Origin of the sequence: Oricola sp. (assembly GCF_965230365.1) — a bacterium.
GTDB lineage: Bacteria > Pseudomonadota > Alphaproteobacteria > Rhizobiales > Rhizobiaceae > Oricola.
The window spans coordinates 3,113,417-3,138,598 of sequence record NZ_OZ246003.1; the positions used below are offsets into that span (position 1 = coordinate 3,113,417).

Sequence of the window (25,182 nt, forward strand, 5' to 3'; positions counted from 1 at the left end):
GCCTCCTTTTGTGCTAGCCAACAATCGCCGGCGGGTCATAGATCGTCACCGCCGGCGCATCGGTTCCGAAGCGGCGCAATGACACGAGGCAGGTCTGGGCCGCACAGCCTTGGCCGAGCCGCGATGTACCCTGGTCCTCGATCACCATGTTCGGATTGCCGTGGCGGTCGAAGCCAAGGTCGCGATCGTGGTCGACCCACGCGCCTTCGTAGACCACAACGACACCGGGACGGACGTGATCGGTGACATTGGCGCCGGCCAGCATCCGGCCGCGCTCGTTGAAGACTTCCACAATGTCACCGGCTGCGATACCGCGCGCGGCGGCGTCCTCAGGATTGATCATGATGGGCTCGCGCCCGTTGATCTTCGCTGCCTTGGCAAGCGGGGCGTTGTCCATCTGGCTGTGCAACCGCCACTTCGGATGGCTCGAAATCAGGTGCAACTGCGCGCCGTCGCGCGCGCCAAGCCACGCGCGCGGCTCCAGCCATGCGGGATGGCCGGGACAGCAATCATAACCGAAGCCGGCGATGGTCTCCGAGAAAAGCTCGATCCGGCCCGATGGCGTGCGCAGCGAGAACCCCTCCGGATCGCCGCGATAGTCGGCGAGGAACACGTAACCCGCATCTCCCACCGGCAGTTCTACCGCACCTGCCTCCCAGAACGTGTCGAAATCCGGCAGGGCGACATCGTCGAGGGCGAGCCGCTCGCGCCCCTTTTCCCACAGATGCCTGAGCCAGCCCATCTCGTCGCGATCCTCGGTGAACTCGGATCGGAAGCCCTGCCGCTCGGCAAGATCGGCATAGATGTCGAAGTCGTTGCGGGCTTGGCCGACCGGGTCGATGACCTGCTTCATGGCGATCAGCCAGCGGTCGCGATGCGAGGCGCCGATATCGTTGCGCTCCAGTGTCGTGGTGGCGGGCAGTACGATGTCGGCACGCCGCGCCGTCGGCGTCCACCATGGTTCGTGCACGACGATGGTGTCCGGCACAGCCCAGGCCCGGGTCAGCCGGGCCAGGTCCTGATGGTGGTGGAACGGGTTGCCGCCGGCCCAGTGGACATAGTGGATTTCCGGATAGGTCCTGTCCTCGCCGTTGAACTGGAAGGTCTCGCCGGGCGAAAGCAGCATGTCGGCGATCCGGGCGACCGGGATGGAGCGCCTGAGCGGGTTGCGGCCCCGCGCGGCGACAGGGATGGCGTGCCGCGTCACCGGCGAGCCGATGCCGTTGGTCGATGTGTAGGAAAAGCCAAAGCCGCCGCCCGGAAGGCCGATTTGCCCAAGCACGCTGGCCAGCAGAATTGTGGCCCACCAGGTCTGCTCGCCGTGATCGGCGCGCTGCAGCGACCACGATGTCATGATCATCGTGCGGCTGTCCGCCATTTGCCCTGCCAGCGCTCGAATGCGGCCGGCATCTATTTCGGTGATTGCCGCCGCCCACTCCGGGGTTTTCGGCACGCCATCGTTTGCGCCGGCAAGATAGGCCCGCACCTGCGGCCAGCCCACGGTGTAGCGATCGAGAAATGCCTCGTCGGCGCGGCCGGTCGCGACCAGTTCCTGTGCCAGCGCCAGCATCAGCGCGGTGTCCGTGTTCGGGCGGATGCGCAACCACTCGGCATCGATAGCGCGCGCGTCCTCCTCCTGTACTGGATTGACTGCGATGAATTCGACACCGGCGGCGCGTGCCGCGCGCATCGCCGGTTCGGTCGTGTGCGCGCCGGTTCCGCCCCAGCTGATCTGGCCGTTCTTGAAGGCGGCGCCGCCGAAGAGAACGACCAGGTTGGTGTGTGCCTCGATCACCGACCAGGATGTCACCGGACCGCCAATTGCCTGGTTGGAGCCCAACACATGCGGCAGCAGCATCATGCCGGCGCCGTAGGAGTAGTTTCCGACACTGTCGACATAGCCGCCGCCCTTGGCGAAGAACCGGTTGGTCAGGATGCTGGCGTAATGCAGCCGCCCGGCGCTGCCCCATCCGTAGGAACCGGCGAAGATACCCTCGGCGCCGTAGAGTTCGCGGACGCGCTGCTGTTCGTCGGCCACCAGTCCGAGCGCCGTGTCCCAATCGACCGGGACGAACGGCTCGCGACCGCGCTCCATACCATTGGAGCGCTCACGCGATTTCAGCCACCCTTCCCGCACCATGGGTTGCGCGACCCGGGTCCGGTCATGCACCAGCTCCGGGAAGTTGTAGACCATCGGCGACGGCACGGGATCGGCCGAAAACGGCGTGACATCGGTGATCCGCCCACCTTTCACCGTCGCCTCGAAAGCGCCCCAGTGCGAATTGGTCAGGATACGTTTGATGTCCGAGGAACCGGCCCGGGCGAGCCCGGGAACCGAGGCGGTCAATCCCGCCGCCGCCACACCTTGCAGAAGTTCTCTTCGGGTCAGTCCCATGCGCACGTCAAACCGGGTCATGCCTGCAGTCTCCCACCAAGCTGATGCAATTGCCGTCGAAGTGATGCGGTGCCGTCTGATCGTCCGCCAGATGGATGCGGCGGCACCTCTCCGGCAATTTCTCACAGTGCGGTAAATCGAACCATGACGGATATCAACGACAGGCAGATTACGCAGCTGTCTGGCGAGAGATTTTGCAAGCTGTGCGGTCAAGCCGAATGCCGGTTCGCGACGACCTTGTCGGCCAGGCCCTTCAGATTGTCGTCGATGACCTTGCCCATCATCGCCTTCATCATGGTTTGGCCCATGAGCTACCCGAGCGGCCCGTATTTGACGCGGTACTGCATGCCCCGCCGCACTTTCGACCGCCCCCGGGCAAGCGGCTCGATCGCGATGCCGGCATTGGCCTCGCGCAGCGGCATCGCGGCCATTTCGGAGAGGCGGACCGTGTAACCGCGATTGGCCTGCCAATCTATCACCTCTTCCACCAGCGATGTGCCGTTTTCGAAGTGGCACCGCCGCTTCGATCCCCTGCCGTCGGCGCCGTCCGTCAGCGCGTCGACCGATTTCACCTCAGGCGCGAACTCGTCGATATGCATGAAGCGACCGAGCACGGACCAGACCTCTTCCGGCGTGGCGTCGATCGAGCGTGTGTGTTCGTGATAGATCATCGGATGCGTTCCCCTTGGTTTGTGGGAACACAATATCAGTGGCCCGCTGACGGCATTCTGTCAGGAGAGCCTGCGCCGGGACATCGGCCCGCGCTCGTCGGCGCTGCCGGCGACCGGCTTGCGGCGGTCGGTTAGGCGGACCTCATTCCCCCGTCCAGTGGGCCTTGCGCTTGTCGAGAAAGGCGCCGATCCCCTCCTCGGCATCGCGATAGAGCATGTTGCCGACCATCACCTCGGCGCAATAATCATAAGCTTCCTGCAGGCTCATCTCGGCTTGCCGATAGAATGCCTCCTTGCCGGTCTTCAGCACCAGCGGCGACTTGGCCGCAATCGTCTCGGCATATTTCTGCACAACCTGGCCAAGATACTCCTTCGGCACGATGCGGTTGACCAAGCCGAACTCGCGCGCCGTAGAAGCGTCGATGGTCTCGCCGGTCAAAAGCATCTCCATCGCCTGTTTGCGATGCACATTGCGCGACAGCGCCACCATCGGCGTGGAGCAGAACAGGCCGATATTGACGCCCGGCGTGCAGAAGCCCGACGTGTCGGTGCAGATCGCCAGATCGCAGGACGCCACCAACTGGCAGCCGGCCGCCGTCGCCAGCCCGTCCACTTCGGCGATCACCGGCTTCGGGTGGGTGACAATCATCTGCATCAGTTCGGAACACATGCGCATGGTCTTGTCGAAGAACGAACGGCCGCGATCCTCGTCGCCGCGATGCGCCGTCAGTTCCTTCAGGTCGTGGCCGGCGCAGAACACCTTGCCGGCGGCCGCGATCACGATCACCCGCACCGCATCGTCGGTGCGCGCCAGTTCCAGTGCCGCCGACAGCGCTTCCATCATCGCAATCGACAGCGCATTGGCGGGCGGGTTGGAAAGGGTCAGGCGAAGCACCAGACCATTGAGGTCGCGGGTGACGAGTGGGTTTTCCACCAGCGCGGGTGTGGCGCACATATTCTTTCTCCGGCTATGGTCGGCTTGACGCGGAACCTAGCAGCGCTGCAAAGCCGCGGGCAAGAAGAACCTCGAAGGGATTTGGGAACCCCATGGCCGAAAAACTCGAACCGATCGTCACCGCAGCGGAACTCGAGGCATTCGCCGAGACCGAGTTTCCGCAGATTCACCAGGACGGGCGGGTGTTCTCGATCCACGATCTTGCGCCCGGCCAGATCGTGATGCGGCTCGACACGACCGACCGGCACCTCAGGCCCGGCGGCACGGTCTCCGGCCCGGCGCTTTTCACCTTCGCCGATATCAGCGCCTATTTCGTCATCATGGCGCATGTCGGGCTGAAGGCGCTGAGCGTTACGACGAGCGTGCATCTGAACTTCATGCGCAAGGCCAAACCGGGGCCGCTTTTCTGCACATGCCGGCTTCTGAAGTGCGGCCAGAGGCTTGCCGTGGTCGACGCGCTGATCACCGATCACGAAGACAACATCATCGCCCAGGGCTCGCTGACCTACTCCGTGCCGCCGCGGTAGGACCAAGGTCCACGGGCCCGCCAGCAGCCCTCCAACCCGCCTTTTGTTTGCAATTCGACACGACGCGTCGCCGTTCGGGTGGGCCGGCACGGCCCGGCAATGAGAATGGGCGCTCTTCAATCTTGGAAGGTACGCCGTCCCGCACTGTCCGGCCGGCGCCGTTTGGAGGGTCGGGATGCAGCATTTCGATATGGGCCGGGTTCCCACGGTGAGTTTCGGCGCGGGCCGTGTCGCGGAATTGCCCGCGATAGCCGCACAACTGGCGGATGGGCCGGTGCTGGTCGTCGCCGACGCCATACTGGCGGAACTGGGCGTCACCGACCGCATCGCGCGCGCGTTCGACATGGCCGGCATCGGCTGCGAGGTCGCCGCCGATGTCGCGGGCGAACCGAAGGAGGCGCTGATCGACAGCCTCGCCGACCACGCACGACGCATGAATGCGCAGGTTGTCGTCGGCATTGGCGGCGGTGCGGCCATGGACGCCGCCAAGCTGGTCGCGGCCATCGCGCGCAGTGGCAATCCGGCGGCGGACTACGCGCTGAGCGCGCGCGCCTTGCCGGCGGACCGCTTGCCCGCCATCGCCGTGCCCACCACTGCCGGCACCGGCTCGGAAGTGACGCGCACCTCGGTCGTTTCCGCCGGTGACGGCACCAAGAACTGGTACTGGGACGAGGCGATGATGTTCGCGCATGCGGTCCTCGACCCGGAACTGACCGTGAGCCTGCCGGCGCATCTGACGGCCTGGACAGGCATCGACGCTGTCGCGCACGCGTTGGAAGCGTCGACCGCGCGCAAGACCAACGCCTCAGGGCTGATGTATGGCATCCAGGCGCTCGGCATTTTGGCCGACGCCCTGCCGCGCGCCGTCGCCGACGGCACGGACATTCAGGCGCGCGGGCGCGTCTTGTGGGGCAGCATGGTGGCGGGTCTCGCGCTGCACAACTGCAACACCCATATGGGCCACAATATCAGCCATGCGCTCGGCTCGCTGTCGCGCATTCATCACGGCCTGGCGACCGGGCTGGCGCTCGACGTCACGCTTCCCTGGCTGGTGCGCCGCCCGGATGGCGCGCACAACTATGCGCTCGCCGCACAGGCGCTCGGCGGCGCGGCACGAGCCGACGAGCTGCCGCAGGTCTATTCGGCGCTGCTGCAAGCCTGCGGAATCGACCAGCAGTTGCCGGATGTCTGCGCCAACGTCTCCACTGCGGACCTGGCGGTTGCGATGAAGAGCGAGGCCAACCACTCGATGTCGCAGAACGCCGCCTGCCCCATCTCTTGTGACGATCTCGACGAAATCGCCGCGATGATGATGGCGCTGCCGCTGAAACAGGCGGCGTAGCCGATCAAAGAAAGCGGTAAAATAATACCGCCTTCATAACCTATTGATTTTTATACTATTCTTCTAGGCCGCATTCAAAACACGACTTGACTGCTTTAAGAATCCCGCCTAAGAGGCCGTCACGCGCGTCAGACAGGCTCTGGCGCGCCATTATTTTTGCGGCTTCCCGCCGATGCGGTCCGCAATTCAAGCAACAAGAAAAGCCCCGAACGGCCCGGCCGCCGGGGATCAGAAACAAGGAACAACCCGATGCGGACTTTTTCGCAGAAACCTGCGGACGTGCAGAAGAAATGGGTGCTGATCGACGCTGAAGGTCTCGTCGTCGGCCGCCTCGCTTCCATCGTCGCCACGCGCCTGCGCGGCAAGCACAAGCCCACCTACACCCCGCATGTCGATGACGGCGACAATGTCATCGTCATCAATGCCGACAAGGTGGTGTTCACCGGCCGCAAGCGCGCCAACAAGGTTTACTACTGGCACACCGGCCATCCGGGCGGCATCAAGGAACGCACCGCCGAACAGTTGCTCGACGGCCGGTTCCCGGAGCGTGTCGTCGAAAAGGCGGTTGAGCGCATGATCCCGCGCGGCCCGCTCGGACGCCGCCAGATGAAGAACCTGCGTGTTTATGCCGGCACCGAACACCCGCACGAAGCCCAGCAGCCCGAAGCGCTGGACATCGCCGCCCTCAACTCCAAGAACAAGAAAGTGGCCTGACGACCATGGCTGAATTGAACTCTCTCGAAGAACTCGGCGAAGCAGCCGCCGTCGCCGCAGACGACGCGCCGGAAGCACCGGTGCATGTCCAGAAGCTCGACGCCCAGGGCCGCGCCTATGCCACCGGCAAGCGCAAGGATGCGGTTGCCCGCGTCTGGATCAAGCCGGGCACCGGCCGCATCACCGTCGGCGGCAAGGACTTCACCGAATACTTCGCCCGTCCGGTCCTGCAGATGATCCTGCAGCAGCCGATCGTCGCCGCCAACCGCGCCGGCCAGTACGACATCGACGCCACCGTTGCCGGCGGCGGCCTGTCCGGCCAAGCCGGTGCCGTGCGCCACGGCATCTCCAAGGCGCTGACCTACTACGAGCCGTCGCTGCGCAGCGTGCTCAAGAAGGGCGGCTTCCTGACCCGCGACAGCCGCGTCGTGGAACGCAAGAAATACGGCAAGGCGAAAGCCCGCCGGTCGTTCCAGTTCTCCAAACGCTAAGCGAAACCACGCGTTTCGCCGTACCATGCAGCCCCGGCCCCGGCCGGGGCTTTTTTTGCCTGTTGGCGATCCCGGTATCGGCAGGCGATGGACACCCCCTTCGGTTCAGGCAACAATCAAAGCGCTTAATTGAGGGGAATACGAAAATGCATAAAAGAACACTTCTGATCCCGGCCGCCGCGCTGGCGCTTGCCGCCACGCTGACGCCGCTGAGCGCCGCTGAAACCGAGGTGACCTTCGAGGTCGCGGGCCAGACCGTCGTCGGAACGCTGGAAACGCCGGCCGGCGACGCCGCGCCGGTGGTGCTGCTGCTGCATGGTTTTACCGGATCGCGCGACGAACTGCCGGTCAAGGACACCGAGGAAGGCGTGTTTTCGCGCACCGCTCGGCTGCTCGCCGAAGCAGGCTATGCCAGCCTGAGGATCGATTTTCGCGGTTCCGGCGAAAGCGGCGGCGAATGGGCCGACACGACCTTCTCCGGCCAGGTGACCGACGCGGTTGCGGCGATCGACTGGCTGAAGGAGAACCCGGAAGTCGACGGCTCGAACATCGCCATTGTCGGCTGGAGCCAGGGCGGGCTGGTCGCCGGCCACGCCGCCGAAGAGCGCCCGGAGGTCAAGTCGGTGACGCTGTGGGCGCCGGTGGTCAATCCGATGCAGACCTATATCGGCATTCTCGGTGCCGAGAACGTGACCGCCGCGCTTGCCAGCGACGCGGACACGCCGATCACCGCCACATTGCCCTGGGGCCCGGAAACCGTGCTCAATGCGGCCTTCTACCACGAGTTCGCCGTCACAAGCACCGCGGCCGCACTCGCCGGCTATGACGGTCCGTTGCAGGTCATCGTCGGCTCCAAGGACACGGTCGTCGCGCCTCAGCCGGCGTCCGGCCAGCTTTTGATCGACTATCACGACGGCAAAGAGCGGCTGGTCGTTTTCGAGACCGACCACGTCTGGGACGCATTCTCCGGCCCGGCGACGCTGGACGAGAAGATGGTCCCGACGACACTGGAATGGATCGGCATGTTCGACTGAGGCGACTGCCCGCAAATGTCAGGAGCCTTCGGGGCGGTAAAGCCGCCCCGCTTTGTTTCCACCCTGGTTCGTGCTCTTGTTGAGCCATGCAACCGTTTCGCCTCATGCTCGCCGGCGGCAAACCCAATTCGCTTGGCCGAACCCTCGAAGTCGTCGCCGAAGTTCTCGCCGACCGGGCCCGCATGGCCGATCTCTATGACTGCTATGGCAGCGACGACGAATTGGTGCGGCTGCGCACGTCGAATGCCTGCCGGCGGGTGTTCCGCGAACGCCCCGACCTGTTCGCCGAATACGCCGACAGATTGCTTGATGAAGTCGCCGAGATCGACCAGCCCTCGGCCAAATGGACGCTGGCGCAGATCTTCCTCGAACACGACCGCCGGCTGACCGACGCCCAGCGAGCCAGGGCCAAGGCGGTCGTCGTCCGCAACCTTCTTTGCGAAGACGATTGGATCGCGCTCAACATGAGCATGAAGACGCTGGAGACCTGGACGAAAACCGACGCCACGCTGAAGCCGCAGATCGTGGCGCGCGTGCGGGCGCTTGCCGACGACCGCCGCCGCTCGGTCTCCAAGGGCGCGCACAAACTGCTGGCGGCGATGGGCGAGCCGGTTTTCTAGGCTGCATTCACCATGGAAGCGCGCGGGAAAATGCGGTAGTTGCCGACACGAACGGGAGGCTTGCGCCATGCCATCGAAATCCATCGACCACGCCTTCACCGCACGCGGGCTGACCGGGGCGGCCAGCGACCCGACCCATGCCGGGGCGCTGTCCTTCATGCGCCGCAAGTTCACCAAGAATTTGCGCGGCGCCGACGCCGTCGTCTGGGGCATCCCGTTCGATGCCGCCGTATCGAACCGGCCCGGCGCCCGCTTCGGCCCGCAGGCGATCCGGCGAGCGTCGGCGATCTTCGACAACGACCCGCAATATCCATTCGAGCGCGACCTGTTCGAGACCATGGCGGTGATCGACTATGGCGACTGCCTGCTCGATTATGGCGACCACCGCAAGACCCCGGCGACCATCGAGCGCGAGGCGGCGAAGATCATCAGGTCCGGCGCGTTTCTGGTGTCGCTCGGCGGCGACCACTATGTCACCTGGCCGCTTCTCAAGGCGCATGCGGCGCGCCACGGCAAGCTGGCGCTGGTGCAATTCGACGCCCATCAGGACACATGGTTCGATGACGGTCGGCGCATCGATCACGGCTCGTTTGTCGGCCGCGCCGTGCGCGACGACGTCATCGGCCCGGCGCATTCGATCCAGATCGGCATCCGCACCCACGCGCCGGAAGACTGCGGCATCGCCATGCTCTATGGCCACGAGATCGACGAGATGAAGGCCGCCGAGATCGCCGAGGCGATCCAGCGCCGCGTCGGCGACATGCCCTGCTACGTCACGTTCGACATCGACTGCCTCGACCCGGCCTATGCGCCGGGCACCGGCACGCCGGTCGCCGGCGGCCCGTCTTCTGCGAAGATGCTGTCGGTTCTGCGCAAGCTCGGCGGGCTGAACATCGTCGGCGCCGACATCGTCGAGGTTGCGCCTGCCTATGATCATGCCGATATCACGGCGATCGCCGGCGCAACGGTGGCGCAGCACTATCTCGGCCTGCTGGCGGAACGTCGCGCCTTGTGACGCGACTTGAAGAAACACGCATAACTGACTGAAAAATAGACCAATGAAACCAAAACTCTTCATCGACGGCGAACACGGCACCACCGGGCTGCAGATCCGTCAGCGCATCGCGGCGCGCGACGATCTCGACGTCCTGTCGATTCCGGAGGCCGAACGGCGCAATGCGGCGCTGCGCGAGGACCTTCTGCGCGCGGCCGACATCGCCATCCTGTGCCTGCCGGACGACGCCTCGCGCGAGGCGGTCGCCATGGTGCAGGATCACGGTACCCGCGTAATCGACGCTTCGACGGCGTTCCGCACCGCCGAAGGCTGGGTCTACGGTTTCGCCGAGATGACCGCCGAACAGGCCGGCCTGATCGGCGATGCGCGTTTCGTCGCCAATCCCGGCTGCTGGCCGCAGGGGCCGATCGCCATGTTGCGCCCGCTCGTCGCCGGCGGTCTGCTGCCGGCCGATTTCCCGGTCGTCTTTACCGGCATCACCGGTTACTCGGGCGGTGGCAAGGCGATGATCGCCGACTACGAGGCGCAGGGCGAGGATGCGCCAAAATACATGCCCTACGGGTTGACGCTCAATCACAAGCACCTGCCGGAACTGAAGGCCAACGCCCTTCTGACCCGCGATCCGCTGATGGTGCCGGTCGTCGGCGATTTCGCGCAGGGCATGGTCGCCATGCTGCCGCTGCAATTGGGCGCGCTCGCCAATCCGCCGAAAGGCGCCGACTTGCACGCCGCAATCGCCGATCATTATGCCGGGCTTGCAAACAGCTTCGTCGACGTCGCGCCGCTGGAAAAGCTGGAGCGTACGCCGGCGCTCGATCCGGAGACGATGGCCGGCTCCGACCGCATGCGCCTGCACGTGTTCGCCAATGACGACCGGGCGCAAGCCGTGCTCATCGCCGTCTACGACAATCTAGGCAAGGGCGCGTCGGGAGCGGCGGTGCAGAACCTCGACATCATGATCGGCAAATAGCGGGCTCCGGGTCCGGCGTCCGGGGCGTTTGCGACCTTTATCCCCGCCGGCCTTGTTTCCGCCGCCGCAGTACCCATATGTCTGTCAACGCGCCGCCGCCGCGCAAGGCTCCCTCCAGATGTGTTGCGAGGTTTGCGCGAAGCGGCCCGTTGAGATCCGGTCGAGTACTGGGTGACCACGGATGTACTGGCACCTTTTTAATCCCGGTGAACGAGGGAAGCGGGCGGATGCCCGCTTTTTTTGTCCCCGACTGTGGCTCGCAAAGGCCGGAAGGGTACATTTGCTGCATCCGGCGTGTTCTGTATTCGGGGAACATTTGCGGCCTTGCGGCCAATATGCGCCTTGATAAGGCAGCCAATTCGGCGTAACGAAAGAGGATCGTTTCTTTGGGCCAGTCGTGGCTTGCGCGGCGTTATACGCCTTCGACCCGTCATCTTCTTTCCAAATTATCGATATGGATCGCGTCCGCACGCCGCGGGCCGGCAAGCTATGCTTAGGAAATACTGACATGCAGACTGGAACAGTCAAATTCTACAACAGCCAGAAGGGCTTCGGATTCATCCAGCCGGAGGACGGCAGCAAGGACGTTTTCGTTCACGTCACCGCGCTGGAACGCGCTGGCATGAGCGGCCTGGTCGAGGGCCAGAAGATCGGTTTCGAACTGGAAACCGGCCGCGACGGCCGCACTTCCGCGGGTAATCTGCAGGCAGTCTGACGCAGCGCGGCGGCGCGGCGGCGCGATGATCTGTCGATCGGCCGTGGTTGAAACCGGCTGTGCCGCCGTCAGCGTTTTTCGATATCCGGACGTTTTCCGGAGGCCCCGGCGCGACAGCGCCGGCGGCCAGCCGACTGTAATCATGGAAGGAAACAAATGCAGGTTCTTGTCAGAGACAACAATGTCGATCAGGCGCTTCGCGTTTTGAAGAAGAAGATGCAGCGCGAGGGAATGTTTCGCGAGATGAAGGCGCGCCGTTCCTACGAGAAGCCGTCCGAAAAGCGTTCGCGCGAAAAACAGGAAGCCGTGCGCCGCAGCCGCAAGGCTGCCCGCAAGCACGCGCAGCGCGAGGGATTGCTGCCCGGGCCGAAGCGCAAGCCGCGCGTAACGGGGCGTCCCCAGACGAGAGCCTGATGAAGCCGGTCGACAGGCAAACCTTGTTCAAGCCCACAAGGGCCGAATCGAAACAGGCGTCAACCGACATCGCGGCGCGTGAGATGATCGATTCGGAAGCGTCGAAGCGCCGCGAGAAAACGGCGCGCCTCAAGGAAATGCGGCTGGCGCGGGAAGCCGAACAGGCCGGGGCCGATACCCCGCCGGCACGCACGGCCAAAAAAGTCCGGCGCGTCAATCGACGGCCATAGCGCCCGTTCATCCCGCGTAAGATTGCATTGATATCCTGAAACGCGACCCGGTGTTGGGAAACCAACCGACGGCGTCCGCCGGTCCGCAGGTAAATTTCCGCATCAAACCAGACACTTCCGCGAAACCGGCCGGTTTCGACGTGTCCCGCTTATCCACCGCACCCGAACCTCCCCTATGATCACTCCCGCCTGCTCACGGAAGTCTGTCGTGCACACCGGCTGATGGGGAGTGGGACGGTGCCTGCTGGGTAATACAGAGGTGTGTTGCTGGGTGATGAACCCCCACGGCAGGGCGGCATGAAGCGGCGCGCGCAGTCTTGTTTTCCCGGACAAAACGATCCGGGCCGCCGACCGAAGCTGCAAGAACACCGAGCGGGCGGTCCGAGGATCGCTATACCTTTTAGACGTTGCGATGCTTTGACCGCCCGTCTTCCAGTTCTATGAACGATCCGGCCTCAGGGAATGAGGCGCGGCGGCGATAAAACGCGCCCTCACCCATCGATCCGATGCGGCGAGCCGTCGGCCAGCGGCAGCGGGCCGGCCAGACCGCGCCAATGCGCCACCGCGAAGCCAAGCACCACAAGCGCGGTCGCCTGGTGGATCAGCGCCCAGTTCATCGGCACATAGGCGAGCAGCGTGACGATGCCGACGACCGCCTGTGCGGAGACCAGCGCGAACAGCACGCCGGCGCGGCGCGCATGGGTCGAACCGGGCGCGAGCCGCCACAGTTTGACGGCGTGAAAGAGTGCAGCGGCCCAGACCACATAGGCAAAGGTGCGGTGAATGAACTGGACGATGGCGTGATTGTCGAACAGGTTGCGGATGCCGAGCGCGGCGTCCCATTGCGACGCCGGGAAGAAGCCGCCATCCATGGTCGGCCATTCGTTGAAGACGAGGCCGGCATCCAGACCGGCGACCAGCGCGCCGAGATAGATCTGCACCAGCACGATGACCGCAAGGCCGAGCGCCGCCCGGTCCGCCCCGGCTACCGGTTTCGCCTCGCCGGAATGCGGCGCGATCCAGCGCGCCACGGCGACGACCCCGGCAAAGATCAGGCTTGCCAAAGTGAGGTGCACGGCCAGCCGGTACTGGCTAACATCGACGCGCTCCGACAGGCCGGACATCACCATCCACCAGCCGATGAAGCCCTGCAGGCCGCCCAGCGCCAACAGGCCGAGCAACGGCAGCTTCAGCCGGCGGTCGAGGCGCCCGGCCACCCAGAAAAAGGCGAGCGGCAGCGCGAACACCAGGCCGACGCCGCGCGCCAGCAGCCGGTGGCCCCACTCCCACCAGAAGATGAACTTGAACTCGTCGAGCGACATGCCCTTGTTGATCTGCTGGTATTCGGGGATCTGGCGGTATTTTTCCAGTTCCTCCTGCCACTCGGCCTCGCCGATCGGCGGGATGACGCCATGGATCGGCTTCCACTCGGTGATCGAAAGGCCGGAATCGGTCAGCCGCGTCGCGCCGCCGACGACAACCAGCGCCAGCAGCACCAGCAGCACGATGTAGAGCCAGCCGCGAACCTGCGCCCGATGGCGCAGCTCCTGTTCGCGCCGCTGCGCCGAAAACGCCGCCACCGCCTTTTGCGATCCGAATGTTGTTGCCGCCATGTCCCGGTTTCCGTTTCTGAACCCGCAGGAGATATCGCCCGCTCGCGCGGATTGGAAGCGGCCAGATGACGCAGCAGGCCGATTTGCATCGCGCGGCAATTGGCGGCATGAAGCGTGACCTGTCAGGGAGACGTGCGAATGCCGGTCCGGCTCAAGAGTTTCATCGGAATGATCGTACTGGTGGCGCTGGTTGTGATCTACGCGCTGGTCGCGACCACGGTCGCCACCTACCGGTTGGCCGAAAGCCCCTGGTACATCCACCTCGCCTTCTTCGGCTTTTCCGGCGTGCTGTGGGTGCTGCCGGCGATGTTCGTGATCAGTTGGATGGTGCGGCCGCCGCGCAAACGCAGCGAGAAGCAAGACTAGACGGTGACCAGCCGGCGTCCGTAGTTGGCCGCCGGTACGGTAATGCCGGTCAGCATGGTCTGCACATAGCCGACACGCTGATAGTAGCCATTGACCGAAATGCGCGGCAGTGCGTGCATGCGCTCCGCATGGCCGGGCAGCAACACACCGTGGCGGGTGGTGACGGCGGTCGTGAAACCCGCTTCACGCGCCAGTTCCACTTCACGCGCGCCAGCAGCGTTCTGCTTGCCATAGGGAAAGGCGAAATGGCGCGGCCGCTCGCCGAGCCGCTCTTCCAGAATGTCGGCCGACCGCACGCATTCGGAAAGCGCTCGGTCGCGCTCCAGCCGGCGCAACTGGTAGTGATTGACCGTGTGCGCGCCGATCGCCGCCAGCCGGTCGGTCGCCAGCGACGCGATCTCGTCCCAACCCATGAGCTGGGTGCGGCGGTGCTCGTCGCGGTCGATGCCGTAGGTTTCGCTGAGCCGCCGGACGAAGACGCGTTGCGCATCCTCGTCGAGCGCCTGCGTGGCGTGTTCCATCAACACGCAATAACTGTAGTGTTTCTGGCGCACCGAGCGGCAATCCAGCGTCTTTGGCCCGTCCGCGGTCTCGTAGGTTACGGCGTCGTGGTCGTCGACCACCCTTTCCAGCAGTTCCCACCACAGATCAGCGGCGCCGTCGATCAGGCCGGGACAGACATGGATCGTGTAAGGCACATCCAGCGCCCGGAAGACCGGCGCGGCATATTGCAGATTGTCCCGATAGCCATCGTCGAGGGTAACGGCGATGAAATGCTCGTCGCCATGGCCGGCGCTCAGCCTATCGGCTGCCTCGTCCATCGATACGAAAACCACGCCATCGTCGCGCAAACCTTCCAGCAGCCGCTGCAGGAAATCCGGTGTCACGCAAAGATGCGCGTTCAGGCCGCAGCCCGACTGCCTCGGGCTGACGTGGTGCAACATCAGGATCGCTCCGACACCGCCAAGTACCGGACTGAGCAGGCTCGACACACCGGTGTAGCGCGCGCCGATCATGTAGGCCTTGCGAAGGAATGTGGTGAGCGCCGCCATCTGTTTCTTGGTCTTTGTGCTTGTGAGTGCCCGACGAAGCTAAGGAAATTCGAAACTTCGTCATGTTAGGCTAACCGGAAAGGATTGAAACATGGTTGACATTGCTTCCTTTACGGAAAACGCCTCGGGGCTTGGCCTGGGGGTCAACGCGCTGCACTGCGAAGTCCTGCGCGGCCGTGAGCATGCGATGCGCGCGCTCGCCATGTTGCAGGCCGACGCGGTCTATTCTGGCTACCAGCATCCTGTCTTCTTGCGTTCCTGGTTCCTGCACGCTCCGGGCGAACCTGTCTTCGTCGTGCTCAGGGCGGAAGGCATGGGACCGGTCATCCTGCCGCTGGAACGGATTCCCGGCAGTATTCTCGCTTATCCGGGTGGCCGCCACGCCAATGGCAATTTCCCGATTGGCGCGCCGCGCGACGTCGCGGCCATCGCCGCAATGGGCGAGCCGGCAATCGCGGGTTCGCTGCGGGCAGCCGGCCTCGGCGCAAGCGCCATCTCCTTGGAGCGCCAGCTACCGTCGCTTGCCGGTGTCCGCAATCCGTTTGCATTCGCTGGCTCGGCCACCAGCCCGAACCCGGCGCTAGCCCTTTCGCTGGAAGGCGGTTTCGATGAGGTGCTCAAGCGGCACAGCGCCAAGCGGCGCAGGAAGCGTTTCCGCAACCAGGAGCGGCGGCTTGCCGAACACGGCGGCTACCGGTTTGTCGGCCATGTCGGACAGGACGACGTCCCCGCCGTGCTGGACCGCTTCTTCGAACTCAAGGCAAGACGGTTCGAGGAAGCCGGCATCCACGACGTCTTTGCCGGCGAACAGATGCAGGGCTTTTTTTGCAGCCTGTTCCAGGATGGTTGCGAGAACGAACCGCGCAGCCACGAACTGAAGCTTCTGGAAGTCGGCGGCGAAGCGATCGCAATCATCGGCTGCACCATCGTCGATGGCCGCATCACAGTGGAATTCGGCACTTTCGACGCGCAATACGGCGAAATCGGGCCTGGCGACATGCTGTTCTTCCTGGCGATCCGCGAGGCCGCCGAGCGCGGGCTAGAGGTTTTCGATTTCGGTATCGGCGATGAACCCTACAAGCGCGGATGGTGCGAGATCGAAACGCTGCAAAGCGACACCGTGATCCCGCTGGGTCCGGCCGGCCACGTCTTTGCCGCCCGCAAACGCGCGCGCTCGGCGCTGGTCCGCGCGGTCAAGACCAACAAGCTCATCTGGCCGATGGTCAAACGGCTACGCGCGATACGCTCGCCGGCACGCTGAGACGCTCTAGCGCGCCTGGGCGCTGCGGGGATTGGGGTCCTGCGGGTCGGTGTCGATTTGTTCGGCCAGCACCAGCATCAGGTCCTCATAGCCGCTGCCGACGAGGTCGTCGGCCGTCTCGACGATTTCAGGCGCCGACGGGTCGACGACGGAAAGGACGACTTGGGTGCCCTCGCCCGCCAGCCGCTTCAGGCCGGCCGCGTTGGTCGGCCCGCATTCGACGATGACGATGTCGTAGGCCGAGACCAGCGCGTCGAGAATGATCGGCAGCCGGTCGGCCGCACGCATCGCGCGGACCTGATCGGCGGTGCCCGTCGGGATGATATGCGCGTCGGTGACCGTGTCGGGATAGATGACGTCCGAATAGGACGATGATGCACACAGCAGGTCGGTGATACCCGGGCAGTCCGGGTCTTCGATCATCAGTTTTGACGCCGCGCCCGCGCCGGTCAGGTCGATGAGGATGGCGCGCAGATTGTAGTTGGCGAGTGTTCGGACCACGGCGACCGAGGCTGCCGCGCCAACATCGCCTTCCGGCGAAATGATGATCGCCCGGTCGGCGCCGGTGTTGATCAGCGTGTCGACAAGTGCGGCGACGCTGTAGCTTTCATCGCCGGCTTCGTCCTGCTGCGGCGTTTCGGGTTCGGGCTGCACCGCGGCGGCAGGGGCTCTCGGCGCTGGCTCGTCAGTGGCAACCGGCTCCGGCACCGGAGCAGGAACGACCGTTGGCGGTTCTGCGGGTGTCGCGGCCTCCGGTTTCTCGGCCGCCGCCGCGACGGCCGGCGCTGTCACGGCAGCTGCGGCGGGAACGAAGGCGCGGCCGGAAAACAGCTCGCGCACCAGCGTCGCCAGCATCATGACGATGAGCGACACAAAGAAGGTCGCCCCGACCATCGGCACCATGCGGGGAAACGCCGGTTCGGAAGGCACGACGGCACGGGAAATCAAACGCGCGTTGGCCGGCGCATATTGCCCCTCATCGCGCGAGCGGGCTTCGCGGAACCGGACCAGATAGGACTCCAGCAGCGCACGCTGCGCGTCCGCCTCGCGCTCCAGCGCGTTGAGTTCGACCGACCGTTCGCTGGCCGATGCCGACGCCGCCTTGAGTTCGTTCAGGTCGCCATTCAACTCACGCTCGCGCAGCCGCGCTATCTCGGCCTCGTTTTGTAGGCCGATCAGGATTTTGCGCGCCTCGGTCTCGATCTGGCGCGACAAGTCACCGGTCTGCGATCGCAACGCCTGAATGCGTGGATGCCCGGGCAAAAGGGTCGTTGAGAGTTCGGCAATCTCCGCCTTGAGCGCGATCTCGCGTTCACGCAACCGCGCGATCAACGGCGATTCCACAACCTCGGGCAGCGCATCGATCGATGCGCCGCTGTCCAGCGCGACACGCACTGTGCGCGCGCGCGCCTCGGCGCTCGACCGGTCCGCCTTGACCCGCGACAATTCGGACGCCAGCTCCGTCAGTTGCTGGGTTGCCAGAACCTCGTCGTTCTGCCCGATCAGCAGATCGGACGAAGCCCGAAACGCCGCCACTGCGGCCTCGGCCTCGCGCACGCTGTCCTGAAGTTCGCGGATTTCGCCGGCCAGATAGGTCGCGGCCGCACCGGTGTTTTCCAGTTCGGCCCGGCTTTCAAGCGCAAGATAGGCTTCAGCGAGCGCGTTCGCGAAACGCGCGGCGAGTTCCTTGTCGCTCGACCGGAACTCGATGACGATGACGCGCGAGTCGGGGACGGCGAAAACCTCCAGGCGATCGCGAACACTGTCGAGGACCCGCTTTTCGACGGCGATCTCGGCCGGGTCGGAAATCAGGCCGAGCGCGACCAGGCCTGCCTTCAGGCTCGACATCGACAGCGCGTCGTTGAATTCCTCGTTGCGGGCAAGCTCCAGATCCTCTGCTACCTGCATCAACAGATCCGTCGACGTCAGGATTTCGACCTGGCTTGCCACCCCTTCCTGATCGAGCAGCGATGCCTCGCCCGGCTCGGCCTGATTGCGGTCGGGACGCGTAAAGACGGATTCGCTCGTCTCTATGAGTACGCGCGCATCGGATTGGTATTTCGGCGTGACCAGGCTGAGAAGCACGAACACAACGGCCGTCAACAGCAAGGCGCCAAGAAGGATGCGCAGCTTGTCGCGCCAAAGCGCGCCAAACAAGCGCCCAAGATCGATATCAGCGTCCTGCGTCGTGTAGTCCGATCGGGACATTCCTGGCTCCGCACTCATAACAACGCCAACAAAGTAAACGGGTATGGTTTCTTTAGGGTAAACCGCCATCCCGGCTGGTTTTCGGCAAATTCCCGCCCGCAAGAACACAATGGTGGAATTCGTTCACGGCGCTTTACCGCGCATTAACCCTAACAGACCGATAACAGTGCCGCCGGCCCGAGCGCCGGATGGAATTAGGGATACTTCATGAACCGGTCTTCGCGCAGGCGATTGTCTTTTGCAGCAAGTGCGCTGGCGCTTGCCCTTGCTGCCGGCTGCACCGGATACCGCCCGGCCCCGGCCGCATTTCACGAGGCAATCAACAAGCCCTATTTGCTTGATGCGGGCGACCAGATACGCGTGACCGTGTTCGATCAGGAGGACCTGTCGAACACCTATGCGGTTGGCAAATCCGGTTACATCGCCTTCCCGCTGGTCGGATCCGTGCCGGCGCGCGGTCGCACGGTTCAGCAATTGGAGGAGATCCTCGCCAGCCAGTTGCGCAACGGTTTCTTGCGCAATCCCGACGTCTCCGTCGAGATCGAGGCCTACCGTTCGATCTACATCATGGGTGAGGTCGGCGCCGCCGGACAATACGCCTATACGCCGGGCATGACCGTACAGAACGCGATCGCCGCCGCGGGTGGATTTTCTGCGCGTGCCAACCAGGCCAATGTCGACATCACACGCCAGATCAACGGACAGGTGATGACCGGGCGGGTTCTGATCAGCGATCCGTTGCTGCCGGGAGACACCGTCTTTGTGCGCGAGCGCCTGTTCTGAGATGCTGACCGACGAGACCGATGCCGGACCAAGACAGCCTACGCATTATCCATGTGCTCCGGGCGCCGATGGGCGGATTGTTTCGCCACGTGCACGACATGGCAATCGCTCACCAGGCTCTGGGCCACAAGGTCGGCGTGGTCTGCGATATCGCGGGGGCGGACGGCTACAACGAAACGATGGTTCGCGAGTTGGAGCAGCAGCTTGCGCTCGGCGTCAAACGAATACCAATGCAACGGGAGGTTGGTCCGCGCGACTTGCTTGGCGCGCGCAAGCTTCTGAAATGCTTCAATGAATTGCAACCGGATGTCCTGCACGGGCATGGCGCGAAGGGTGGCGTTTTCGCCCGCGCGGCCGGTTCACTTGTACGGGCAGACAGGTCTCGCGTAGCCCGTCTCTATTCGCCGCATGGCGGCAGTCTGCACTACGACCCGGGCTCGACCGCTGGCCGGATCTACTTCCGGGTCGAGCGGATGCTGGAACGGGTCACCGACTGCATCCTCTTCGTCGCCGACTACGAACAGCGCACCTATGCCGGCAAGATCGGCGAGCCGCGCTGCCGGTGGATTATCAATCACAACGGACTTTGCGACGAGGAATTCCAGCCGGTAGAGCCGTTGCCGGATGCCGCGGACTTCCTGTTTCTCGGCGAATTGCGGATGCTGAAAGGGCCGGACCTTTTCGTGCGGGCGGTTGCCACGCTGCGCAGCGAGAGCGAGCGCGACACGCGCGCCGTCATTGTCGGCGACGGCCCGGACCGCGAGGCAATCCGCGCGCTGGCCGACGAACTCGGTCTCGGGGGGGCGGTGACGTTTCACTCGCCCATGCCCGCACGTCGCGCCTTCGCGCTGGCACGCACATTCGTCATGCCGTCGCGTGCCGAGGCCCTGCCCTACACGGTTCTGGAAGCGCTGGGTGCCGGACTTCCGGTCATTGCAACCGATGTCGGCGGGATTCCCGAAATCTTCGGCCCGCAAAGCCGGGCACTCGCTAAGCCCGAAGTCGACAGTCTTGCGGACATGATGCGGATGGCAATCAGCGACGCCGAAGGCTTGCGCCGACTGATGCCCGACGGCGAGGCGATGCGACAGCGTTTCTCGGCCGCCGCGATGGCCGAACGCGCACTCGACGCCTATCGCAAAGCATTAACCACTACAGACAACTGACCTGCTTTCGCAGCGTCAATAATCAAGCGTTTTTTAGTTCATTGCCCATATGGTGCGCAGCATGGGGAGCACCGGTGCAAGATGAACAAGATAGATCCGCACTTACGCTATTCGACCGATAAGGTCCGCAACTACGCCGACGGGCTTAATCCAACCGCCCATGAAGGGACGCTTGGCGACCTGGTCGAGCGGATTGCGGCAGAATACAAGCCTAACCGCATTTCCCCGATCATGGTCAGCGGGCTACTGCGTCTGGGCGAATTTCTCGGTCTGGCGTCAATCGCGATCGCCGCCATGTTCTCCTATCTCGGGACGGTCCCATCATGGCACTACCCGATTGCCATCGCCGGCGGCTCCGCATTGTTCGTCCTTCTCGCCGAGATGCTTGACGGATACCAGATGCGGGCGTTGCGGCGGCCGCTGCAGTGGTTTCCGCGCATTGCGCTGGTTTGGGCCGGCACCTTTGCGATCATGGCGCTGACGGCATTTCTCCTGAAATTATCCGAGGATTTCAGCCGCTTCTGGTCAGGTTCGTGGTTCATCGGCGGGTTGGTGTTTCTGCTGGCAACCCGTTTCCTGCTTTCGCTGCGTATCCGCCGGTGGACCAAGAATGGAACAATGGAGCGTCGGGCGGTGATCGTGGGCGGCGGCAAGCCGGCAGAAAAGCTCATCCGCGACCTTGAGCGGCAACACGACAGCGATATCCGCATTTGCGGAATCTTCGATGATCGCGACGACGAGCGTTCGCCGCCGGTCGTTGCCGGTTACCCGAAACTCGGCAACATCGCCGATCTTGTGGTGTTCACGCGCCACTCGAGTATCGACATGTTCATCGTCTGCCTGCCGTTCGATGCCGAGGATCGCGTGCTCGCAATGCTGAAACGGCTTTGGGTCTTGCCGGTCGACATCCGCCTGTCGGCGCACTCCAACAAGCTGCGCTTCCGGCCTCGCACCTACTCCTATGTCGGTTCCGTACCGATGCTCGATATTTTCGACAAGCCGATCCGCGACTGGGATTCGGTGGTCAAACGCCTCTTCGATATCTGCTTTTCGCTGTTCGGCATCGTGGTATTCGCGCCGGTCATGGCGGCGACCGCGATCGCCATCCGGCTCGATAGCAAGGGGCCGGTGCTGTTCAAGCAAAAGCGGCACGGCTTCAACAACGAGATGATCGAGGTGTTCAAGTTCCGCTCGATGTATGTCGAGCAGTGCGACCCGACGGCACGCAATGCCGTGACCAGGAATGATCCGCGAGTGACCAAGGTTGGCCGATTGATCCGCAAGACTTCGCTCGACGAATTGCCACAATTCTTCAACGTGTTGCGCGGCGAACTGTCGCTGGTCGGGCCGCGCCCGCACGCCGTGTCCGCGCAGTCCCAGGACCGCCTTTACGGCGACGTTGTGGACGGCTATTTCGCGCGCCACCGGGTCAAGCCGGGTGTCACCGGTTGGGCCCAGATCAATGGCTGGCGCGGCGAGATCGACAACGACGACAAGATCCGCAAGCGCACCGAGTACGATCTGTACTATATTGAGAACTGGTCGATCTGGTTCGACCTGAAGATACTGTTCTTGACGCCGATCCGGCTGCTCAACACGGATAACGCCTATTGACCGCGACGACCGCCAGCCTTGACGTTGCCGCCAGCCGCAAGCTGATCTCGCTTGTCCGTGGCTGTGCGTTGTGGTTCGGCGTTTTCCTGAGCGGCTTCGTCCTGGCCGAACCGGCACCCTACGAAATCTACATGGCCGCACTGATCGGCATTTGGGTGGTCTTCGGCCTGGTTGTGCCGCGCAGCGCTGTCTTTGTGCTGCTCCTGCTGGCCGGGTTCAATCTCGGCGGTGTCATCTCGATGTTCCAGATGACCGACTGGGGCGATGCGCCGCTCTACCTTGCAGTCTCGATGTTCCTCGGGCTGACAGCCGTCTTTCTCGCCGCCGTGATCGCGACGGACGACCGCAACCTTCGTCTGGTTTTCGGCGGCTGGACCGCAGCGGCGACGCTCACCGGCTTGCTTGGAATCGCCGGCTATCTGAGCCTTCTGCCGGGCTCTGAGCAGTTCACATTGCACGGTCGTGCCCGTGGTGTTTTCGAAGATCCGAATGTGTTTGCGCCCTATCTCGTTCTTCCCGCGATTTACAGTCTGCACCGCTTGCTGACCGACCGCGCCGCACGTCTTGCCGGTCCGGCGACCGCGCTCGCGGTTCTGTCATTGGCGATTTTCCTGTCGTTCTCGCGCGGCGGGTGGGCGCTGATGGCGGCATGCGTGGCCATGCTGGTTTTTACCGTCGCGCTGTCGAACCGGTCGGGACGTTTCCGGCTGCGGCTGTTGTTGCTCGCAACCCTGACCCTAGCGACCTTGGCCGCCGGCTTGGCGATCGCCCTGCAGTTCGAAACGGTGCGCGATCTGTTCGTCGAACGCGCGCAGTTGGTGCAGGACTACGACGCGGGTCGCTACGGACGCTTCGGCCGGCATTGGTTTGGATTGCTTTCCGCCATGGAGCATCCGCTCGGCATCGGGCCGCTGGAGTTCGGCAAGACCTATGGCGAAGACACGCACAACATCTGGCTGAAAGCGCTGTTCGACTATTCCTGGCTGGGCTTTGCGGCCTACCTGACGTTGGTAGTGGCGACGATCGCCGGTGGCCTGCGCATCCTGTTTCGCAAACGCCCTTGGCAGGCCTTTCTGCAATGCGCATTTGTCGTGTTTGTCGGCCACGTGGCACTCGGCATGATCATCGACACCGATCACTGGCGACATTTCTATGTTCTGCTCGGGATCGTTTGGGGCTGTATCGCACTGGAGGCGCAGACGGCGCGCGAGCCGAAAGCGCCAGCCCGCGCGGCATCGCAGTCCGCTGTTGTGCAGAGCGCGCCCTGATCCGCCGAAAATCACTTGTACTGATTGGTCGCGGCGACTATAGCTTGCCGCGGTTCGGAGCGTAGCGCAGCCCGGTAGCGCACTTGACTGGGGGTCAAGGGGTCGTGGGTTCGAATCCCGCCGCTCCGACCAATTCCTTCCATCGCAGGTTATGCACAGGCAAGGCGACGTTGTGGACTTCGGGGACAACGTCGATGTCGCTGTCGACACGCGAATAACACCGTTCAATACTATCTTTACTGTCGCTCTGAACCGGGAACTGCCCGCCAAGCGGATGATCGGATCAGGTTCAAGGGACAGCCCATGCGGTAAGTGGTCGGTGGCTCGTTCGCGGGAAAGCCGGTGACGGACCGAGGCACATGGGAGCATCCGATGCGGTACGTGACGCGGATGGTGCATCCGGTAGACCGGCGAACGGCGGATTATACCGAAACGTCGGCGTGGCTTGCGGGTTTCACGACCTTCTGGTTGCGGGTGAGGATGGCTCTCTGAGGATGTCCAAGCCAAAACATCGGGCGGAGTTTCCTGCCCAGTGCCGGCGCGGTGCCTCCGGGCGGTGCGTTGAACAGGCAGGGTGTTTCGTCAAGATGCAGGGAGGCGGCGGCGCAAGCCACCGCCTTCTCTGTTTGTGCAGTGCACTTTGACGGAATGCTTCCGGCTCAACGCGCCTGATCGAGAAGCCGCTTGCACTCCAGCAGATCGAAGAGTGTTTCCTGTAACAATGCGCGGTTTTCCCGCGTTATCGGCTGCGCACCATTCGTATCGTCGGCATCCTCGCCCGAATGACCCAGTCCGAAAATGCCCCGGCTGCGCGCCTTCGGTTCGCCAACCAGAACATTACCGTCGGCTTCCAGGGCAATCTGCGCGGCCCCTGCGCTTGCGGCCTCGGAGGCCCGCGCCAGCTCGGCGTTCTTGCGCGCCATCTCTTCAAAGGCCGTCATGTCGCCGGAACCGATAGCGACCGCGAACTGCACCCCGTTTTCCCGGAGCAGCTTCTGTACGCCCTTGATCGTATAGCCTTCCTCGTAGAGCAGGTGCTTGACGCCGCGCAGCATGTCGACATCCGTTGGCCGGTAATACCGGCGACCGCCGCCTCGCTTCATCGGCTTGATTTGCGAGAAGCGGGTCTCCCAAAATCTCAATACATGCTGTGGCAAATCCAGTTCGTCAGCGACTTCGCTGATCGTTCGAAATGCGTCGGGGCCTTTTTCCATCTGGTTACCGTTTCGTCAACCGAATCGAAACAAACGCTACATGGTGTTCATTATACAGGCCAGAACCCCGAAAACCCGTCGCAAGTTTCCGGTAAGGCACGCGTCCACAGAATCGTCTGATTAGCCGTCGGACGACGGTTCCTTGCTGCCACCCTGGCGTTGAACATGCGCATCGGCGATCTTCTGCTTCAGCACGTTCGACGCCTTGAAGGTCATGACGCGGCGCGGCGAAATCGGAACTTCCTCGCCGGTCTTTGGGTTGCGGCCAATGCGCTCTGCCTTGTCGCGCACCTGGAAGGTGGCGAATGACGACAGCTTCACGGACTCGCCGCGAACCACCGCATCACAAATCTCATCGATGATCATCTCAACCAGTGCCGCCGACTCGCTGCGCGAAAGCCCTACCTTTCGATACACCGCTTCAGCCAGATCCGCACGCGTTAGCGTTTTGCCTCCCATGGTGATCCGGCTTCCCTCAACGCACTGATTAACAACAGAAAGCTACCGTGTGACCCGCGCCGGGTCAAGCAATGCGAGCAACAAT

General features: G+C 63.7%; 25 protein-coding genes and 1 tRNA gene. 18 read left to right on the forward strand and 8 right to left on the reverse strand.

Going from position 1 to position 25,182, the window contains the following annotated elements; translation table 11 throughout:
* Positions 1-13: 13 nt before the first annotated feature.
* From ACO06R_RS15125 to ACO06R_RS15135, 3 genes are all read right to left on the reverse strand, one after another.
* A complete protein-coding gene (locus ACO06R_RS15125) occupies positions 14-2,416 on the reverse strand; it encodes a molybdopterin guanine dinucleotide-containing S/N-oxide reductase (protein ID WP_421851689.1) in 2,403 nt (800 codons plus the stop codon).
* 290 nt (positions 2,417-2,706) lie between these two features.
* Positions 2,707-3,066 carry an SRPBCC family protein gene (locus ACO06R_RS15130; protein WP_421851692.1) on the reverse strand — a complete coding sequence of 120 codons (360 nt, stop codon included), beginning with the start codon at positions 3,064-3,066 and terminating at the stop codon, positions 2,707-2,709.
* 142 nt (positions 3,067-3,208) lie between these two features.
* Positions 3,209-4,021, reverse strand: coding sequence for an enoyl-CoA hydratase (locus ACO06R_RS15135; protein WP_421851695.1), 813 nt, complete (start codon positions 4,019-4,021; stop codon positions 3,209-3,211).
* Between the two features lie 92 nt (positions 4,022-4,113).
* On the opposite strand from ACO06R_RS15135, the gene ACO06R_RS15140 reads away from it, so the two are divergent.
* The 11 genes from ACO06R_RS15140 (at position 4,114) to ACO06R_RS15190 (ending at position 12,093) form a co-directional block, all read left to right on the forward strand.
* Entirely contained in the window at positions 4,114-4,548 is a 435-nt protein-coding gene (locus tag ACO06R_RS15140; protein ID WP_421851698.1) for a PaaI family thioesterase, read from the forward strand.
* Positions 4,549-4,723: 175 nt separating this feature from the next.
* Positions 4,724-5,890 carry an iron-containing alcohol dehydrogenase gene (locus tag ACO06R_RS15145; RefSeq protein WP_421851700.1) on the forward strand — a complete coding sequence of 389 codons (1,167 nt, stop codon included), beginning with the start codon at positions 4,724-4,726 and terminating at the stop codon, positions 5,888-5,890.
* Between the two features lie 249 nt (positions 5,891-6,139).
* Entirely contained in the window at positions 6,140-6,604 is a 465-nt protein-coding gene (rplM, locus tag ACO06R_RS15150) for a 50S ribosomal protein L13 (RefSeq protein ID WP_421851703.1), read from the forward strand.
* Between the two features lie 5 nt (positions 6,605-6,609).
* A complete protein-coding gene (gene rpsI / locus ACO06R_RS15155) occupies positions 6,610-7,095 on the forward strand; it encodes a 30S ribosomal protein S9 (protein WP_421851706.1) in 486 nt (161 codons plus the stop codon).
* Between the two features lie 146 nt (positions 7,096-7,241).
* On the forward strand, positions 7,242-8,129 hold the full coding sequence (locus ACO06R_RS15160; protein WP_421851709.1) for an alpha/beta hydrolase: 888 nt from the start codon (positions 7,242-7,244) through the stop codon (positions 8,127-8,129).
* An 86-nt stretch (positions 8,130-8,215) separates the two neighbouring features.
* The gene (locus ACO06R_RS15165) at positions 8,216-8,749 is read left to right on the forward strand and encodes a hypothetical protein (RefSeq protein ID WP_421851713.1); all 534 of its coding nucleotides are present in this window, start codon (positions 8,216-8,218) and stop codon (positions 8,747-8,749) included.
* 67 nt (positions 8,750-8,816) lie between these two features.
* Positions 8,817-9,764, forward strand: coding sequence for an agmatinase (gene speB / locus ACO06R_RS15170; protein ID WP_421851716.1), 948 nt, complete (start codon positions 8,817-8,819; stop codon positions 9,762-9,764).
* Between the two features lie 43 nt (positions 9,765-9,807).
* The gene (argC, locus tag ACO06R_RS15175) at positions 9,808-10,734 is read left to right on the forward strand and encodes an N-acetyl-gamma-glutamyl-phosphate reductase (RefSeq protein WP_421851719.1); all 927 of its coding nucleotides are present in this window, start codon (positions 9,808-9,810) and stop codon (positions 10,732-10,734) included.
* A gap of 508 nt (positions 10,735-11,242) precedes the next feature.
* Positions 11,243-11,449, forward strand: coding sequence for a cold-shock protein (locus ACO06R_RS15180; RefSeq protein WP_421851722.1), 207 nt, complete (start codon positions 11,243-11,245; stop codon positions 11,447-11,449).
* Between the two features lie 156 nt (positions 11,450-11,605).
* Entirely contained in the window at positions 11,606-11,863 is a 258-nt protein-coding gene (gene rpsU, locus ACO06R_RS15185) for a 30S ribosomal protein S21 (RefSeq protein ID WP_421851725.1), read from the forward strand.
* Positions 11,863-12,093, forward strand: a complete 231-nt coding sequence (locus ACO06R_RS15190; RefSeq protein WP_421851728.1) for a hypothetical protein — start codon at positions 11,863-11,865, stop codon at positions 12,091-12,093. The genes rpsU and ACO06R_RS15190 overlap by 1 nt, the downstream gene beginning before the upstream one ends.
* Before the next feature lie 491 nt (positions 12,094-12,584).
* On the opposite strand, the gene ACO06R_RS15195 is transcribed toward ACO06R_RS15190, so the two are convergent.
* Positions 12,585-13,706: a COX15/CtaA family protein gene (locus ACO06R_RS15195; protein WP_421851731.1), complete on the reverse strand. Its 1,122-nt coding sequence runs from the start codon at positions 13,704-13,706 to the stop codon at positions 12,585-12,587.
* Positions 13,707-13,844: 138 nt separating this feature from the next.
* Between ACO06R_RS15195 and ACO06R_RS15200 the strand changes: the two genes are divergently transcribed.
* Entirely contained in the window at positions 13,845-14,072 is a 228-nt protein-coding gene (locus ACO06R_RS15200) for a DUF2842 domain-containing protein (RefSeq protein ID WP_421851734.1), read from the forward strand.
* Here ACO06R_RS15200 and ACO06R_RS15205 read toward each other — a convergent pair.
* Complete coding sequence (locus ACO06R_RS15205; protein ID WP_421851737.1) at positions 14,069-15,124, reverse strand: polysaccharide deacetylase family protein; 1,056 nt, start codon at positions 15,122-15,124, stop codon at positions 14,069-14,071. The two genes, ACO06R_RS15200 and ACO06R_RS15205, sit on opposite strands and share 4 nt — an antisense overlap.
* 91 nt (positions 15,125-15,215) lie before the next feature.
* Here ACO06R_RS15205 and ACO06R_RS15210 point away from each other — a divergent pair, with 91 nt between their 5' ends.
* Positions 15,216-16,385 (forward strand): GNAT family N-acetyltransferase, encoded by a 1,170-nt coding sequence (locus ACO06R_RS15210; protein WP_421851741.1) that lies wholly within the window; start codon positions 15,216-15,218, stop codon positions 16,383-16,385.
* 6 nt (positions 16,386-16,391) lie between these two features.
* Here the strand turns inward: ACO06R_RS15210 and ACO06R_RS15215 are convergent, their stop codons facing one another.
* Positions 16,392-18,593 (reverse strand): Wzz/FepE/Etk N-terminal domain-containing protein, encoded by a 2,202-nt coding sequence (locus ACO06R_RS15215; protein WP_421851744.1) that lies wholly within the window; start codon positions 18,591-18,593, stop codon positions 16,392-16,394.
* Positions 18,594-18,800: 207 nt separating this feature from the next.
* Here ACO06R_RS15215 and ACO06R_RS15220 point away from each other — a divergent pair, with 207 nt between their 5' ends.
* From ACO06R_RS15220 to ACO06R_RS15240, 5 genes are all read left to right on the forward strand, one after another.
* The gene (locus ACO06R_RS15220) at positions 18,801-19,376 is read left to right on the forward strand and encodes a polysaccharide biosynthesis/export family protein (protein ID WP_421851747.1); all 576 of its coding nucleotides are present in this window, start codon (positions 18,801-18,803) and stop codon (positions 19,374-19,376) included.
* A gap of 20 nt (positions 19,377-19,396) precedes the next feature.
* A complete protein-coding gene (locus ACO06R_RS15225) occupies positions 19,397-20,542 on the forward strand; it encodes a glycosyltransferase (protein ID WP_421851750.1) in 1,146 nt (381 codons plus the stop codon).
* An 81-nt stretch (positions 20,543-20,623) separates the two neighbouring features.
* Entirely contained in the window at positions 20,624-22,156 is a 1,533-nt protein-coding gene (locus ACO06R_RS15230) for an undecaprenyl-phosphate glucose phosphotransferase (protein WP_421851753.1), read from the forward strand.
* A complete protein-coding gene (locus ACO06R_RS15235) occupies positions 22,153-23,424 on the forward strand; it encodes an O-antigen ligase family protein (RefSeq protein WP_421851756.1) in 1,272 nt (423 codons plus the stop codon). Before ACO06R_RS15230 ends, ACO06R_RS15235 begins: the two co-directional genes overlap by 4 nt.
* A 55-nt stretch (positions 23,425-23,479) precedes the next feature.
* A tRNA-Pro gene (locus ACO06R_RS15240) sits at positions 23,480-23,556 on the forward strand.
* 527 nt (positions 23,557-24,083) lie between these two features.
* Here ACO06R_RS15240 and ACO06R_RS15245 read toward each other — a convergent pair.
* Together ACO06R_RS15245 and ACO06R_RS15250 are read right to left on the reverse strand one after the other, a co-directional pair.
* Positions 24,084-24,638 (reverse strand): MerR family transcriptional regulator, encoded by a 555-nt coding sequence (locus ACO06R_RS15245; RefSeq protein WP_421851759.1) that lies wholly within the window; start codon positions 24,636-24,638, stop codon positions 24,084-24,086.
* A 120-nt stretch (positions 24,639-24,758) separates the two neighbouring features.
* On the reverse strand, positions 24,759-25,097 hold the full coding sequence (locus ACO06R_RS15250) for an integration host factor subunit alpha (RefSeq protein ID WP_421851762.1): 339 nt from the start codon (positions 25,095-25,097) through the stop codon (positions 24,759-24,761).
* Positions 25,098-25,182 lie beyond the last annotated feature (85 nt).